The following is a 14,422-nucleotide window of genomic DNA, read 5'->3' on the forward strand; positions in this document are numbered from 1 at the left end:
GCCATCCAGAGGAGGATGGACATGGCGGTACGTGCGGCGGTGGCCGGAGCGAGCGGGTACGCGGGCGGAGAGGTCCTGCGCCTGCTCCTCGCGCACCCCGAGGTCGAGATCGGTGCCCTGACCGGCAACTCCAACGCCGGCCAGCGGCTCGGCGCACTCCAGCCGCATCTGCTGCCGCTGGCCGACCGGGTGCTGACGGAGACCACGGCCGAGGCCCTCGCCGGGCACGACGTCGTCTTCCTGGCGCTGCCCCACGGGCAGTCCGCCGCCGTCGCCGAGCAGCTCGGCCCGGACGTCCTTGTGGTCGACATGGGCGCCGACTTCCGGCTCAAGGACCCGGCCGACTGGGAGACGTTCTACGGCTCCCCGCACGCCGGCACCTGGCCCTACGGCCTCCCCGAACTTCCGGGCGCCCGCGCCGCGCTGGAGGGGTCCAAGCGCATCGCGGTGCCCGGTTGCTACCCGACCGCCGTCTCCCTCGCCCTGTTCCCGGCCTACGCGGCCGGCCTCGCCGAGCCCGAGGCGGTGATCGTCGCCGCGTCCGGCACCTCCGGCGCGGGTAAGGCGCCCAAGCCCCACCTGCTCGGCAGCGAGGTCATGGGCTCCATGTCGCCGTACGGCGTCGGCGGCGGCCACCGGCACACCCCCGAGATGATCCAGAACCTCAGCGGGGTGGCCGGGGAGCGGATCTCCGTCTCCTTCACGCCGACCCTCGCGCCGATGCCCCGCGGCATCCTCGCCACCTGCAGCGCGTCCGCCCGGGACGGGGTCACCGGCGAGTCCGTGCGCGCCGCCTACGAGAAGGCCTACGCCGACGAGCCGTTCGTCCACCTGCTCCCCGAGGGACAGTGGCCCGCGACGGCGTCCGTCTACGGTTCCAACGCCGTTCAGGTGCAGGTCGCGTACGACGCGGCGGTGGGCCGCATCATCGCGATCAGCGCCATCGACAACCTGACCAAGGGCACCGCGGGCGGTGCCGTACAGAGCATGAACATCGCCCTGGGTCTCGACGAGACCACGGGACTTTCCACGATCGGAGTCGCACCGTGAGTGTCACGGCAGCCAAGGGATTCCAGGCGGCGGGCATCGCCGCCGGGATCAAGGAGAACGGCAACCCCGACCTGGCCCTCGTGGTCAACGACGGGCCGCGCCGTGCCGCCGCGGGCGTCTTCACCTCCAACCGTGTGAAGGCCGCGCCGGTGCTCTGGTCCGAGCAGGTCCTGGGGGGCGGCCAGGTCTCGGCCGTGGTCCTCAACTCCGGCGGCGCCAACGCCTGTACGGGCCCCAAGGGCTTCCAGGACACGCACGCCACCGCCGAGAAGGTCGCCGAGGTGCTCGGCCGGGGCGCCATCGAGGTCGCCGTCTGCTCCACCGGACTCATCGGCGTGCTGCTGCCCATGGACAAGGTCCTCAAGGGAGTGGAGACGGCGGCCGGGTCCCTGAGCGAGCACGGCGGCGAGAAGGCCGCCATCGCCATCAAGACCACCGACACCGTCCACAAGACGTCCGTGGCGACCCGGAACGGCTGGACCGTCGGCGGCATGGCCAAGGGCGCGGGCATGCTCGCACCGGGCCTGGCCACCATGCTGGTCGTGCTCACCACCGACGCCGACCTCGACGACGAGGTGCTGGACCGGGCGCTGCGCGCCGCGACGCGCACCACCTTCGACCGCGTCGACTCCGACGGCTGCATGTCCACCAACGACACGGTGCTCCTGCTCGCCTCCGGTGCCTCCGGCATCACCCCGGAGTACGACGCGTTCGCCGAGGCCGTACGCCAGGTCTGCGACGACCTCGGCCGGCAGCTCATCGGTGACGCCGAGGGCGCCAGCAAGGACATCAAGGTCGAGGTGATCAACGCCGCGACCGAGGACGACGCCGTCGAGGTGGGCCGCTCCATCGCCCGCAACAACCTCCTCAAGTGCGCGATCCACGGCGAGGACCCCAACTGGGGCCGCGTGCTCTCCGCGATCGGCACCACGAGCGCCGCCTTCGAACCCGACCAGCTCAACGTCGCCATCAACGGCGTCTGGGTGTGCAAGAACGGTTCGGTCGGCGAGGACCGCGAGCTGGTCGACATGCGCTACCGCGAGGTGCACATCGTCGCCGACCTCGCGGCCGGTGCCGAGACCGCCACCATCTGGACCAACGACCTCACCGCCGACTACGTCCACGAGAACAGCGCCTACTCGTCATGAGCACTCGTAAGCACACGGCCCTGCCGAAAGCCCAGATCCTCATCGAGGCGCTGCCCTGGCTGACCCGGCACCACGGCAAGATCGTCGTCATCAAGTTCGGCGGCAACGCCATGGTGAACGAGGAGCTGAAGTCGGCCTTCGCCCAGGACGTCGTCTTCCTGCGGCACGCCGGCCTCAAGCCGGTCGTGGTGCACGGCGGCGGCCCCCAGATCAGCGCCGCCCTCGACCGGCACGGCATCGTCAGCGAGTTCAGGGCGGGCCTCAGGGTCACCACCGAGGACGCCATGGACGTCGTACGGATGGTGCTGGCCGGACAGGTGCAGCGCGAGCTGGTCGGGCTGCTCAACCAGCACGGCCCGCTCGCCGTGGGCCTGACCGGCGAGGACGCCCACACCATCACCGCCACCAGGCACCAGCCCGAGATCGACGGCGAACTGGTCGACATCGGGCGGGTCGGCGAGATCACCGCGATCGACACGGGCGCGATCGAGGCCCTGCTGGCCGACGGCCGCATCCCGGTCGTGTCGTCGATCGCCCGATCCCAGGACGACGGACATGTCTACAACGTCAATGCTGATACGGCGGCTGCGGCACTCGCTGCGGCACTGGGGGCCGAGACCCTCATGGTCCTCACCGACGTCGAGGGCCTCTACGAGGACTGGCCGAACAGCGACGAGGTGATCAGCCGCCTCACCGCGACCCAGCTGGAGAAACTGCTGCCGGAGCTGTCCTCCGGCATGGTGCCGAAGATGGAGGGCTGCCTGCACGCCGTGCGCAACGGCGTCACCACCGCCCGCGTCATCGACGGCCGGGTCCAGCACTCGATCCTGCTGGAGATCTTCACCGACGAGGGCATCGGCACGATGGTCGTGCCCGACGAAGCCGAGGGGGAACAGTCATGACGGGCACCGCGACCAACGCCGAGCTGACCGCGCGCTGGCAGGGCGCGCTGATGAACAACTACGGCACCCCGCGACTGCCCCTCGTGCGCGGTGCGGGCACCAAGCTGTGGGACGCCGACGGCAGGCAGTACCTGGACTTCGTCGGCGGTATCGCGGTCAACGCGCTCGGCCACGCCCACCCCGCGGTCGTCGAGGCCGTCAGCAAGCAGATCGCCTCCCTCGGCCATGTCTCCAACCTGTTCATCGCCGAGCCGCCGGTCGCCCTCGCCGAACGCCTCCTGCAGGTCTTCGGCCGGGACGGCAAGGTCTTCTTCTGCAACTCGGGTGCCGAGGCCAACGAGGGCGCGTTCAAGATCGGCCGGCTGACCGGGCGCACCCACATGGTGGCGACCACCGGCGGCTTCCACGGCCGGACCATGGGCGCCCTCGCGCTCACCGGCCAGCCCGGCAAGCAGGCGCCGTTCCTGCCGCTGCCCGGCGAGGTCACCCACGTGCCGTACGGCGACGCCCAGGCGCTGGCCGCGGCGGTCACGGAGGAGACGGCGCTCGTCATCATCGAGCCGATCCAGGGCGAGAACGGGGTCGTGGTGCCCCCCTCCGGGTACCTGAAGGCGGCCCGGGCGATCACCGCGGCCACCGGGGCGCTGCTCGTCCTGGACGAGGTGCAGACCGGCATCGGCCGGACCGGGAACTGGTTCGAGTACCAGGCCCACGAGGGCGTCCTGCCCGACGTCGTCACGCTCGCCAAGGGGCTCGGCGGCGGGCTGCCGCTCGGCGCCACCGTGGCCTTCGGGCGGGCCGCCGAACTGCTCCAGCCCGGCCAGCACGGTACGACCTTCGGCGGCAACCCGGTCGCCTGCGCCGCGGGGCTCGCCGTCCTCGACACCATCGCGGACGAGGGGCTGCTGGAGAACGTGAAGCGGCAGAGCGGCGCCCTGCGCGAGGGAATCGAGGCGCTCGGCCACCCGTTGATCGATTATGTCCGGGGTGCGGGCCTCCTGCTGGGTATCGTGCTCACCGGGCCGTTCGCAGCGCAGGTGCAGCAGGCGGCCCAGGAGGCCGGGTTCCTGGTGAACGCGCCCGCTCCCGACGTCGTACGGCTGATGCCGCCGCTGAACCTGAGCGACGCCGAGACAGGCGCCTTCCTCGAGGCGCTGCCCGGCATCCTCGGCACAGCGGACCCAGCGGATGGGGACGGACGATCCGGAGAATGAGACGACGATGAGCCAGGCGCAGGACCACGAGCAGGCGGCGGGTGCCGGGCCGGCCGTGCCGCAGACCCGCACCGCACGGCACCGCCGGATCGTGGACATCCTCAACCGGCAGCCGGTGCGGTCGCAGAGCCAGCTGGCGAAGCTGCTCGCCGACGACGGGCTGAGCGTGACCCAGGCGACGCTGTCGCGGGACCTCGACGAGCTGAACGCCGTCAAGATCCGCAACAACGACGGCGACCTGATCTACGCGGTGCCGAGCGAGGGCGGCTTCCGCACGCCGCGCGCTCCGCTGGGGGAGTCGGCGAAGGAGGAGCGGATGCGGCGCCTGTCCCAGGAGCTGCTGATCTCTGCCGAGGCCTCCGCCAACCTCGTGGTTCTGCGCACCCCTCCGGGGGCCGCCCAGTTCCTCGCCTCGGCCATCGACCAGGCCGAACTGCACGACATCCTCGGCACCATCGCGGGCGACGACACGCTGCTGCTGATCAGCCGGGATCCCACCGGCGGGCAGGCGCTGGCGGACCATCTGCTGCGGCTGGCCCAGAACGGTCACTGACGGGCGCCGCCCGGGGGACGGGCGGACAATGGGAATGTGATCTTCCGCCGCGAAGGACGGGCAATCTCCTGGCGGGGGCGGACCGTATATGGAGGTATGCAGGGGATTCGGTTCCCGGTGGGCCGGCTCCCGGACGAGGCTCTGCTGTCCGGGCTGGCCACCGGTGATCCGGAACTCGCCGCCACCTTTGTACGGAGGTTCCAGCACACGGTCTTCGGTGTCGCCATCGCCGTCACCGGGGACCCACAGCTCGCCGAGGACATCGCCCAGCAGACGTTCGAGCGCGCGTGGCGTCATGCCCAGATCTACGACCCGCGCCGTGGCTCGGTGGCGACCTGGCTGACGACGATCGCGCACAACCTCGCTGTGGACGCCCTTCGTTCCCGGCGGAGCGAGCCGATGGCGCCGGAGGATCTCGACGTGCTCCTCGACGTCGTCAGCGAGACGCCCGAGCAGTGGGCGCTGGCCGACGAGGCCTCGGCCCGGCTGCGGGCCGCCGTGGCGGAACTGCCACGGGAACAGGGACGTGCCCTGGTGATGGCGGGCATCTACGGAATGACGGCCCAGCAGATCGCCGACTGGGAGAAGATCCCGCTGGGGACCGCCAAGACGCGGATCAGAACCGCGATGGCAAAGCTGCGGAACACGCTCACGTCTCCGAAGCGAGGCGACCATGGCCAGTGACGTGACCTGCGAGAGGCTCCGGGAGAACGGCGCCGAGCTGGCACTCGGCGTGCTGTCCGGGCGTCAGCGGGCCGAAGCGGTCGAGCATCTGGAGCAGTGCGCGGACTGCCGGGAGTACGTCGAGCACATGACCCTCGTCGGCGACCGGCTGATCGGCCTGCTGCCGCCGGCCGAGCCGCCGACCGGGTTCGAGACCCGGGTGTCGCGCGCACTGACCCGCGCCGCGACCGCGCCCGAGGGCCGCCCGCACGCGCACCCGTCGGCACCCGAGCACAAGGGTGTCCGTGGCCGCGCCCGCCGGGTCCGGCTGCGTATGGCGTCCGCCGTGGCCGCCCTCGCCATCGCCTGCGGATTCGCCGGCTGGGGGATCAGCACCGCCGTCGAGGCGATCACGGCCACGCCGGTCCCCGCGGTCGAGAGCGAGCCCGTGCTGGTCGGCGACCTGACCTCGCCCCTCGGGGCCGAGCAGCCGGCCGGCGAGGTCTACGCCCACCCCGGGCCCCCCGGCTGGGTCGCCATGTCCGTCGCTCTCACCGGTTCCCACGCCTCGTACACCGGCAAGGTGGCCTGTCTCCTGGAGCATCCGGACGGCACCACCACCCACGTCGGCGACTTCGCCCTGCGCAACGGGCACGGCAACTGGGCCGCGTCGACCCCCGTCGACCCCTCGGCGATCTCGGGCGCCCGCCTGACCTCCTCCGACGGCACCGTCCTCGCCACGGCCGACCTGCAGGTCGGTCAGGTCCAGACCCCCGATGTGGATTGAACCCGGCCCAGGCGGCCTCAGGGGTGGGTGATGAGAGCCCGTGGGCCGGGTGACGTCGCGTCGAGGGCGGCGGCCAGCTCGGCGACGGTGGGCCGGGACGCCGGGTCGGCGCGCAGACAGCCGTCGACGGCGGCGGCGAGGGCGGTCGGCAGACGCCGCCGGGCCGTGATCGAAGGGGCGCTCCGCTCCAGCTGCGGATAGCGATCCGCCCGCTCCCCGTCGTAGGAGTCGCAGGACTCGTAGGGCTCGTCCACGGTCCCTCCGCAGTCGAACGGCACGTCACCGCAGGCGACCTCGTACAGCGTGATGCCGATCCCCCACACGTCGGCCGCGGCCGTGAGCGGCCCGCCGCGGGCCTGCTCCGGAGCGAGATAGCAGAACGTGCCCAAGCCCGCGGGTGCGTCACCGGGCGGCCGGGCGACGCTCAGGTCCAGCACCTTCGCATGACCGCAGTCCACCACCACGTTGGACGGCTTGAGGTCCAGGTGCAGCAGGCCCTGTCCGTGCAGGTAGTGGACCGCGGAACACAACTGCACCCCGAGGAGCGCCACGTCGGCCGCGGTCGGCCGCCGCGGCAGCCGGCCGATCAGGTGGGACAGCGTCTCACCGGTCAGGGTCTCCAGGACGACGAGCGGCTCGGGCGACTCGAAGGTCTCGTAGGCGCGCACCAGGTGGGGATGGGTGAACTCGCGCAGCCACCGGCCCTCCCGCAGCAGCCGCTCGCGCAGCGGGTCCTCGTCCAGGCGGTCGGGACGCACCAGCTTGATCACACAACGGCAGGCCCGCTCCTCGCTCCAGGCGTCGTAGACGTCGAGCCAGCCGGTGCGCGTCAGATGCGCCAGGACCTCATAGCCCGGGGCCGGTCTCGCACCCGGTGCGAGGGAGGGCGGGGCGGAGTCGCTCACGACAGGACCCTCCCGTGCGGCGCGGCCCCGGTCATGGCGTGCAGCCGGTGCAGCCGGGCGTAGGTCCCGCCGCGCCGCAGCAGGTCGTCGTGGGTGCCGTGCTCGACCACCCGGCCGCCGTCCAGCACCGCGATGTGCGTGGCGTCGCGGACGGTCAGCAGGTTGTGGGAGATGACGACGGTCGTCCGCCCGGCCATGAGCCGGCGCAGCGGGTCCATGATCCGCCGGCCGGACCGGACGTCGAGCCCGGTGGTCGGCTCGTCCAGCAGAAGCACGGGCGCGTTTCTGATCATCGCGCGGGCGATGGCCAGGCGCTGGCACTGTCCGCCGGAGAGCGTCCGGCCGCGCTGGCCGACCAGCGTGTCGTAACCCTCCGGCAGCGCCTCGATGAACTCGTGCGCGTCCGCGGCGCGGGCCGCCGCGACGATGTCCGCCTCGGTCGCCTCCGGCCGGCCGTAGGCGATGTTCTCCCGCACGGTGCCGTGGAAGACGAGCGTCTCCTGCAGCACCACCGCGACGTTCTCCCGTACGTCGGACAGGCGCAGGGTGCGCAGATCGGTCCCGTCGAGGCGGACCGCTCCCCGGTCCGGGTCGTAGAAGCGCAACTGCAGCTTCGCGACGGTCGACTTGCCGGCCCCGCTGGCCCCGACCAGCGCCAGCGTCTCGCCGGGTGCCACATGGAAGGACACGTCCGACAGCGCCCAGGACGCGGTATCGGGATAGCGGAACCAGACGCCGTCGAACTCCACGTCACCGCGTGCCCTGCCGATCCGCCGGGCACCGGGGGCCTCGGTCACCTGCGGCCGCTGGTCCAGCAGCTCGATGATCCGTTCCGCCGAGGCGGACGCAGCGTAGAAGGTGGTGCCGAGGCGGGACAGGCTGCGGACCGGGCTGTAGAGCTTGCCGATCAGCGCCAGGAAGACCAGCAGCCCGCCCAGCGTGAGCTGGCCCTGGGCCAGCTTCCAGGTGCCCAGACCCATGACCGCGAGGCCGCCGGACACCTCGATGACGTCGACGATCGGTCCGTAGACGCCACGGATCCGCGCCGAGGCCATCGCCGCCCGGAACTTGCCGATGTTCTCCCGCTCGAACCGCTGCTCCTCCCACCCCTGCCGGTTGTACGCCTGCACCAGCGCGACGTTGCCCAGCGACTCCTCGGCGATCGCGCTGAGCGAGCCGCTACGGCGCCTGCGCTCCCGCGAGGCCGCCTTGATCAGCTTGGAGAAGTGCCGGGCCGTGCCCCAGAACAGCGGCACGATGACGAGGGCGAGGAGGGTGAGATCCCACTGGAGGTAGAGCAGCAGGCCGAGGTACACGCCCAGGCTGATCACGTAGTAGACGGCGTCCGCCACCCCGGAGAGCAGGAACGTCTCGACCGCGTCGACATCGCCCGTGACACGCGACAGCACGTCCCCGAGCCGCCGCCGTTCGAAGAATCCGAGCGACAGCCCTTGGACGTGCCGGAACACATCGGAGCGAAGCCTGAGCAGGAAGCCTTCGCCGACCCAGGTGGATGTCAGGTCGTCGGCGAAGCCCAGCACGCCGGAACCGACGATGAGCCCCAGGTAGGTGGGCGCGATCCACAGGAGCGGTCGCAGATCGCGGGGGACGAGCACATCGTCCACCACGATCTTGAACAGCCAGATCTCCCCGGCGTCGACGACGGGGCCGATCAGGCTGAAGAGCAGGATGGGCACGAGCCAGCGCCGGCCACCGCGGGTGTACGGCCAGAACCGCCGGAACACCTCGCGCAGGGGCACCGGGGGCGCGGCCGGCACCACGGCGTCGGACGTCTCGCCCACCGAGAGCAACCGTCCCAGAACACGCGCCATGGCATGCGTTCCTCGGAGATCGGCGAAACGGACCGGGTCCTTCCGAATCCGGTCCGCTCAGCCTCCGAGTGTGATCAGTAGCCGCCGTGACCGCCGTGACCGCCGTGGTCACCGTGGTCGCCGTGGTCACCGTGGTCGCCGTGACGGCCACCGTGGTCGCCATGGTCGCCGTGGTCGTGACGGTCGCCGTGCCCCGAAGAACCGTGGCCCGACGAGTCACCGCCGTGGTCGTGGCGCTTCGCAGGCATCAGACTGCTGAAGATGGCCATATGCGTTCCTCCTGAAACTTGCCCCACAGGGGATACGTCCCAACGCGGAAGTTGGATGGCGTAATAGGGGCAACTTGGTAGAAACGTCAAAAATTCCTTACTCTCGGGGCCGAAGTTCAGCCGAGCCGCGCCGCCAGCCCTCCGGTGCACCGCACCTCGTCACCCGCCGTGATCAGCAACGCCTCCACGTCCGGCAGCGACTCCAGCCACGCGAGCCCGGCCCTCGACCCCATCGCGAACGCCGCCGTGGCCCAGCAGTCCACCCACGTCAGCCGGGGCCCCACCACGGTCACCGCCACCAGGTCCGTCACCGCTGACCTGCCGGTACGCGGATCCACGATGTGGTCGCCCCGCTCCGCCGTACCGGAGGTCGCCACCGACAGCTCGTCCACTCCGGCCGCCGAGATCACCGCCGCCAGCCCACCGGGGCGCAGCGGATCCGACACCCCGACCCGCCATGGCCGCTGCGGCTCCGGCGCGCCCAGCAGCTGGACGTCACCGCCCCCGTTCACGCTGACCCCGCACACCCCGTCCACCGCCGCCAGCAGCCGCGCCGCCCGCTCCGCCGACCAGCCCTTCACGATCCCGGTCGGATCCAGCGACCCGCGGTACCGGGTGCTGAACCACCCGTCGCTCACCCGCTCCGCCTCGGCCGCAAGCTCCAGCACCTCGGCCACCTCGGGAGCGCACTGCGCCACGGTCAGCTCGCCGCGGGCCAGCTGCGAGACCTCGCTGTCCTCGCGGTAGGTGGAGAAGAGCGCGTCGACGCGGTGCAGGCCCGCGACCGCCTCCGCCAAGGCCTGCAGTACCGCACGGGGTTCCCCGCCGCGGACGTCGAAGGAGAAGACGGTCCCCATGACCTCCTCCGCATGACGCACCGCGGCGGGAGCTTCAGCCGACTCGGCCACCGTGTCAGCCACCGGCCTGGTCCAGCGCCGACTGCAGCGACTGCTTGTAGCCGGTGCTGGTGTAGGTGGCCCCGGAGACGGCGTCGATGTTCGCGGTCCCGGCCGCCACGGCCTCCTGGTTGAGCTTGGGCACGGCGAGCGCGGTCTTCTGGTCGCTGAGTCCGCCCTTGGGCGCCTGGACCGCGTCCGCCTTGGTGATCTTCCCGTCGCTGACCGTGATCCGGACCTGGACCGTGCCGTACTGGGTCTGGACCGCCTTGCCGGTGACGGTACGGGCCTGGGCCGCGCCCGATCCGGAGGAGGAGCCGGAGGACGAGCCGGGAGACGACCCTGAAGACGACCCGGACGACGCCTTCATCTTGTCCAGCGCCGACTGCAGTGACTTCTTGTACCCCGTGCTCGTGTACGTCGCCCCGGACACCGCGTCGATCTGCGCACTCTGCGCCGCCACGGCCTCCTGGTTGAGCTTGGGCACGGCGAGCGCGGTCTTCTGGTCGCTGAGTCCGCCCTTGGGCGCCTGGACCGCCTCCGCCTTGGTGATCTTGCCGTTCGCGACGGTCAGCCGTACCTGCACGGCCCCGTACTGGGTCTGCGCCGCGTCTCCGGTCACCGTGCCGGCGGACGCCCCGGCATCCTGCGCTCCGCCCTGCTGACCGCCCTGCGGCGCCTCCTGCGCCGCCGCCGTCTGCTGCGGTGCCGCGCCCGCGGCCGACGCGGCCGCCGGGTCCGAGGCGGGTTTCAGCGACAGCAGCAGCACGACACCGGACACGGTGGCGGCGGTGGCCAGCACGACGCGCCGAATGGGGTGGCTCTTCCTCATCGCTTGCAGCTCCCGCTCACATCTCGAACGACTCGTGGTGGATACGCCGTGCGGGGACTCCCGCGCCGCGCAGTGCCTCGTACACCGACTGCGCGAACCCGGGCGGGCCGCACATGAAGACATCGTGGTGATCGATGTCCGGGATCTTCCGCTGGAGGTTCTCCGCCGAGATGTCCGGCCGCTCGCCCTCGGGGCTGTTGACCGCGTACATCAGCCGGGCGCCGCGCTCCTTGGCGATCGCGGCCAGCTCGCCCCACAGGGCCAGGTCCTGGGTGGTGTTGGCCCGGTAGAGCAGGGTGATGTCACCGGACGCGCCGGGCAGCGTCTCGAACAGCGCCCGCATCGGCGTGATGCCGACCCCGCCCGCGACCAGCAGCACCTTGCCCTTGCTGCGCCGCTGGGCGGTGAGCGCGCCGTACGGGCCCTCCGCCCACACCCGGGTGCCGGGCGTGAGTTCGCGCAGCCGGGCGCTGTGGTCGCCGATCGCCTTCACCGTGATCCGCAGCATGTCGGGGCGGGGCGCAGCCGACAGCGAGTACGGGTGCGAGCTGAACCGCATCCCGGGGGCGAGGAACCGCCAGCGGAAGAACTGGCCCGCCTCCGCGCCCATCCGGTGCAGCTTGCGGCCGCCGATCAGCACGGACACGATGCCCGGCGTCTCCTCGATCACGGCTGCCACGTGCATACGGTGACGGAGGTTCAGCCGGAGCGGGGTGAGGATCCGGTACCAGACCACGAGCGCGGTGACGGTGCCGTAGAGCCCGTACCAGAAGGTCTTGGCGGTCGGCTCGACCGCGAAGTCGTTGCCGGAGGTGATCTGGTGCCAGAACGTCAGGAACACGGCCGCGTACGTGAGCAGGTGGACGTGGTACCAGGTGTCGTACGGCAGCCGGCGGCGGACCGGGCCGATCGACGTCAGGCCGATGACCACGAACAGACCCGTGCCGATGGCGGCCTTGCCCATGTCCGGCAGCTGGTTGATGGAGTCGATGGTCTGCTGGACGATGTCGCCGAGCGACTTGCCCGCCTGGAGCGCGTACCCCCACATGGTGAGGAAGACGTGCGCGACGATCAGGGAGAGCGTGTAGCGGCCGCTCATCGCGTGCCAGCGGGCCACCCGGTCGGAGCCGACGCGCCTCTCCAGCGCCGGTACGCGCGCCATCTGGAGCACGACCAGCGCCATCAGGTAGCCGGCCAGCAGGCCGGTGATCCGGCCGGCATTGAGGATCTTGCCGTTGTCGTCGGCGATGGACGGGGTGTTGTGCCACCAGAGCCACAGCACGCCCACCGCGCCCGCCCCGACCGCGAGCAGCAGCGGTACGGCCGGGGAGCGGCGCGGGCGGATGCGGCGCATCGTCTGGCGGCGGGCGGCACGTCCGCCTGCGAGCGTGGTGGTCACGGTTCCTCCGTGGGGACTTGACCCTTGGCCCACAGATACGTGCCGCATGCGCTGAGTGTTCAGAGGCCTGCCGAGTCGAGGGCGGACTGGAGTGACTGGCGGTAACCGTCACTGGTGTAGGTGGCCCCCGAGACCGTGTCGATCTGCGCGCTCTGGGCGGCCAGGGCCTCACGCCGCAGCTGGGGCAGGGCGTAGCTGTTGATCTCCTGGTCGCGCGGGTTGTCCTGCGGGTAGCTGACGGCCGTGACGTCCGTGAGCGTGCCGCTCTTGATGGTCACCCGCACCTGGACCGGGCCCCACCGGGTCTGGACGGTGTCGCCGGTGATGGACTTGGTCCCCGAGCTGGAACCGGCCGTCGGGCTCGAACTGCTCGACGTCGTGGGTGACTTGGTGCTGGCCGTCGCCAGCGTGGGGCTCGTGTGCGGCTTCAGCGACAGCAGCAGCACCATCCCGGAGACGGTGGCCGCACTCGCCAGCACGATGCGGCGGAGCGGGCGGTTCTTCTTCAACGCGTGCACAGAAGGCCTCACAGCTCGAACGACTCGTGGTGGATACGACGGTCCGGGACCCCGGCCGCCCGCAGCGCGCCGTACACGTCCTGGGCGAAGCCGTGCGGACCGCAGATGTAGACGTCGTGGTCGGTGAGCCCCGGGAAGGTCGCCCGCAGCGACTCGGCCGTGATGCTCGGCCGCTCCCCGCGCGGCCCGTTGAGCGCGTACAGCACCTGCGCGCCGCGCCAGCGGGCTATCGCCTCCAGCTCGCCGCCCAGCGCCAGGTCCTCGGCACTGCGCGCCCGGTAGAGCAGGGTGACCTCGCCGGGCAGCGTCTCGAACAGCGCCCGCAGCGGGGTGACGCCGACACCGGCCGCGATCAGCAGGGACCGCTGCCCGGTGGCCCGCTCCGCGGTCAGGGAGCCGTACGGGCCCTCCGCCCACACCCGGGTGCCCGGCCGCAGCAGCGCCACGGCCGCGCTGTGGTCGCCCAGCGCCTTGACCGTGATCCGCAGCAGGTCCGGGCGCGGCGGCGCCGACAGGGAGTACGGCGTCGACGTCCAGCCCATGCCCTCGCCGAGGAACCGCCAGCGGAAGAACTGTCCCGGCCGCGCGCCCAGCTCGTCCAGGTGCCGCCCGCGCACGACGACCGAGTACACGCCTGGTGCCTCCTTCTGCACCGACTCCACCCGCAGCCGGTGCCGCCGGTTGAGCCGGACCGGGGCGAGCACCCGGAACCACAGCACCAGGGCCGTCACCCCGAGGTACAGCGCGTACCAGACGGCGGTGGCCACCGGCTTGCCGTTGAACTCCTCGCCCAGCGCCAGCTGGTGCCCGAAGGCGAGGAAGACGGCCGCGTAGGTGAGGAGGTGGACGTAGTACCAGAACTCGTAGCTCGTGCGGCGGCGCGCGGCCCGTACCGAGGTGACGCCGACCGCGAAGAGGATCACCGTGCCGGCGGTGGCCTTGAGCATCTCCGGGTAGTCCAGCACGACGGTGACGGCCTCGTGCCACAGCGAGGCCCGGTCCTGGGCGGCGTACCCACCCAGGATCAGCGCGATGTGCGCGACGAGCAGGCAGACGGTGTACCGGCCGGCCATCGCGTGCCAGCGCGCCACCCGGTCGGAGCCGATCCGCACCTCCAGCAGCGGCACCCGCGCCATCAGACCGACCAGCACCGCGCAGGCGTACCCGCACAGCAGCCCGGCGATCCGCCCGGCCCCGGTCAGCCAGCCCGCCGCACCGACCACGGCTCCCGTGTCCGCCCACCAGAGCGCGACCACGGCGGCCGCTCCCGCCCACAGCACGGCCAGCACGGGCCCCGCGGGGGAGCGCCGCGCGGTCAGGGGCCGGGGCGGGGCCGCCCGCCCCGCGTCCACGGTGGTCATGAATGGTCGTCCCTTCGTCCGTCGTGCCAGGCCACTGTGCGGTCCGAACCTCTGAGACTGCTCTGAGCGGCGCCGTACCCAGCCGACTCAGAG

The 14,422-nt window shown here is 71.8% G+C and carries 15 protein-coding genes; 8 read left to right on the forward strand and 7 right to left on the reverse strand.

All coding sequences use genetic code 11. From position 1 onward, the window contains the following. The first annotated feature begins 21 nt into the window (after nt 1-21). The 7 genes from argC to BEK98_RS14420 all read left to right on the forward strand — a co-directional run bounded on the left by argC (nt 22) and on the right by BEK98_RS14420 (nt 6,317). Nucleotides 22-1,050, forward strand: a complete 1,029-nt coding sequence (argC, locus tag BEK98_RS14390) for an N-acetyl-gamma-glutamyl-phosphate reductase (protein WP_094216890.1) — start codon at nt 22-24, stop codon at nt 1,048-1,050. Further along, nucleotides 1,047-2,198, forward strand: a complete 1,152-nt coding sequence (argJ, locus tag BEK98_RS14395; protein ID WP_094216891.1) for a bifunctional glutamate N-acetyltransferase/amino-acid acetyltransferase ArgJ — start codon at nt 1,047-1,049, stop codon at nt 2,196-2,198. The genes argC and argJ overlap by 4 nt, the downstream gene beginning before the upstream one ends. After that, complete coding sequence (gene argB / locus BEK98_RS14400; RefSeq protein WP_094216892.1) at nt 2,195-3,100, forward strand: acetylglutamate kinase; 906 nt, start codon at nt 2,195-2,197, stop codon at nt 3,098-3,100. Before argJ ends, argB begins: the two co-directional genes overlap by 4 nt. Beyond that, nucleotides 3,097-4,314, forward strand: coding sequence for an acetylornithine transaminase (locus tag BEK98_RS14405; RefSeq protein WP_094216893.1), 1,218 nt, complete (start codon nt 3,097-3,099; stop codon nt 4,312-4,314). Before argB ends, BEK98_RS14405 begins: the two co-directional genes overlap by 4 nt. A 7-nt stretch (nt 4,315-4,321) precedes the next feature. Then, entirely contained in the window at nt 4,322-4,867 is a 546-nt protein-coding gene (locus BEK98_RS14410; protein ID WP_094216894.1) for an arginine repressor, read from the forward strand. Nucleotides 4,868-4,963: 96 nt separating this feature from the next. Further along, nucleotides 4,964-5,551, forward strand: a complete 588-nt coding sequence (locus tag BEK98_RS14415; RefSeq protein ID WP_094216895.1) for an RNA polymerase sigma factor — start codon at nt 4,964-4,966, stop codon at nt 5,549-5,551. Continuing rightward, nucleotides 5,541-6,317, forward strand: a complete 777-nt coding sequence (locus BEK98_RS14420) for a zf-HC2 domain-containing protein (protein WP_094216896.1) — start codon at nt 5,541-5,543, stop codon at nt 6,315-6,317. Before BEK98_RS14415 ends, BEK98_RS14420 begins: the two co-directional genes overlap by 11 nt. A gap of 17 nt (nt 6,318-6,334) precedes the next feature. Here BEK98_RS14420 and BEK98_RS14425 read toward each other — a convergent pair whose 3' ends face one another. Next, entirely contained in the window at nt 6,335-7,222 is an 888-nt protein-coding gene (locus tag BEK98_RS14425) for a serine/threonine-protein kinase (RefSeq protein ID WP_094216897.1), read from the reverse strand. After that, nucleotides 7,219-9,054: an ABC transporter ATP-binding protein gene (locus tag BEK98_RS14430; RefSeq protein WP_094216898.1), complete on the reverse strand. Its 1,836-nt coding sequence runs from the start codon at nt 9,052-9,054 to the stop codon at nt 7,219-7,221. Before BEK98_RS14430 ends, BEK98_RS14425 begins: the two co-directional genes overlap by 4 nt. Before the next feature lie 86 nt (nt 9,055-9,140). On the opposite strand from BEK98_RS14430, the gene BEK98_RS48965 reads away from it, so the two are divergent. Continuing rightward, on the forward strand, nt 9,141-9,338 hold the full coding sequence (locus BEK98_RS48965; protein ID WP_167444158.1) for a hypothetical protein: 198 nt from the start codon (nt 9,141-9,143) through the stop codon (nt 9,336-9,338). Nucleotides 9,339-9,439: 101 nt separating this feature from the next. Here the strand turns inward: BEK98_RS48965 and BEK98_RS14440 are convergent, their stop codons facing one another. From BEK98_RS14440 to BEK98_RS14460, 5 genes are read right to left on the reverse strand one after another with little or no spacing between them, the layout of a single operon-like run. Then, nucleotides 9,440-10,243: an FAD:protein FMN transferase gene (locus BEK98_RS14440; protein ID WP_244201857.1), complete on the reverse strand. Its 804-nt coding sequence runs from the start codon at nt 10,241-10,243 to the stop codon at nt 9,440-9,442. After that, entirely contained in the window at nt 10,236-11,051 is an 816-nt protein-coding gene (locus tag BEK98_RS14445; RefSeq protein WP_208643104.1) for an FMN-binding protein, read from the reverse strand. The genes BEK98_RS14440 and BEK98_RS14445 overlap by 8 nt, the downstream gene beginning before the upstream one ends. Nucleotides 11,052-11,067: 16 nt before the next feature. Next, nucleotides 11,068-12,450, reverse strand: a complete 1,383-nt coding sequence (locus tag BEK98_RS14450; RefSeq protein ID WP_167444159.1) for a ferredoxin reductase family protein — start codon at nt 12,448-12,450, stop codon at nt 11,068-11,070. 59 nt (nt 12,451-12,509) lie between these two features. Next, complete coding sequence (locus BEK98_RS14455) at nt 12,510-12,968, reverse strand: FMN-binding protein (RefSeq protein WP_094216900.1); 459 nt, start codon at nt 12,966-12,968, stop codon at nt 12,510-12,512. Between the two features lie 8 nt (nt 12,969-12,976). Further along, nucleotides 12,977-14,329, reverse strand: coding sequence for a ferredoxin reductase family protein (locus BEK98_RS14460; RefSeq protein WP_094216901.1), 1,353 nt, complete (start codon nt 14,327-14,329; stop codon nt 12,977-12,979). Nucleotides 14,330-14,422: the final 93 nt, after the last annotated feature.

The organism is Streptomyces diastatochromogenes (genome assembly GCF_002242805.1).
In the GTDB taxonomy this organism is placed as follows: domain Bacteria; phylum Actinomycetota; class Actinomycetes; order Streptomycetales; family Streptomycetaceae; genus Streptomyces; species Streptomyces diastatochromogenes.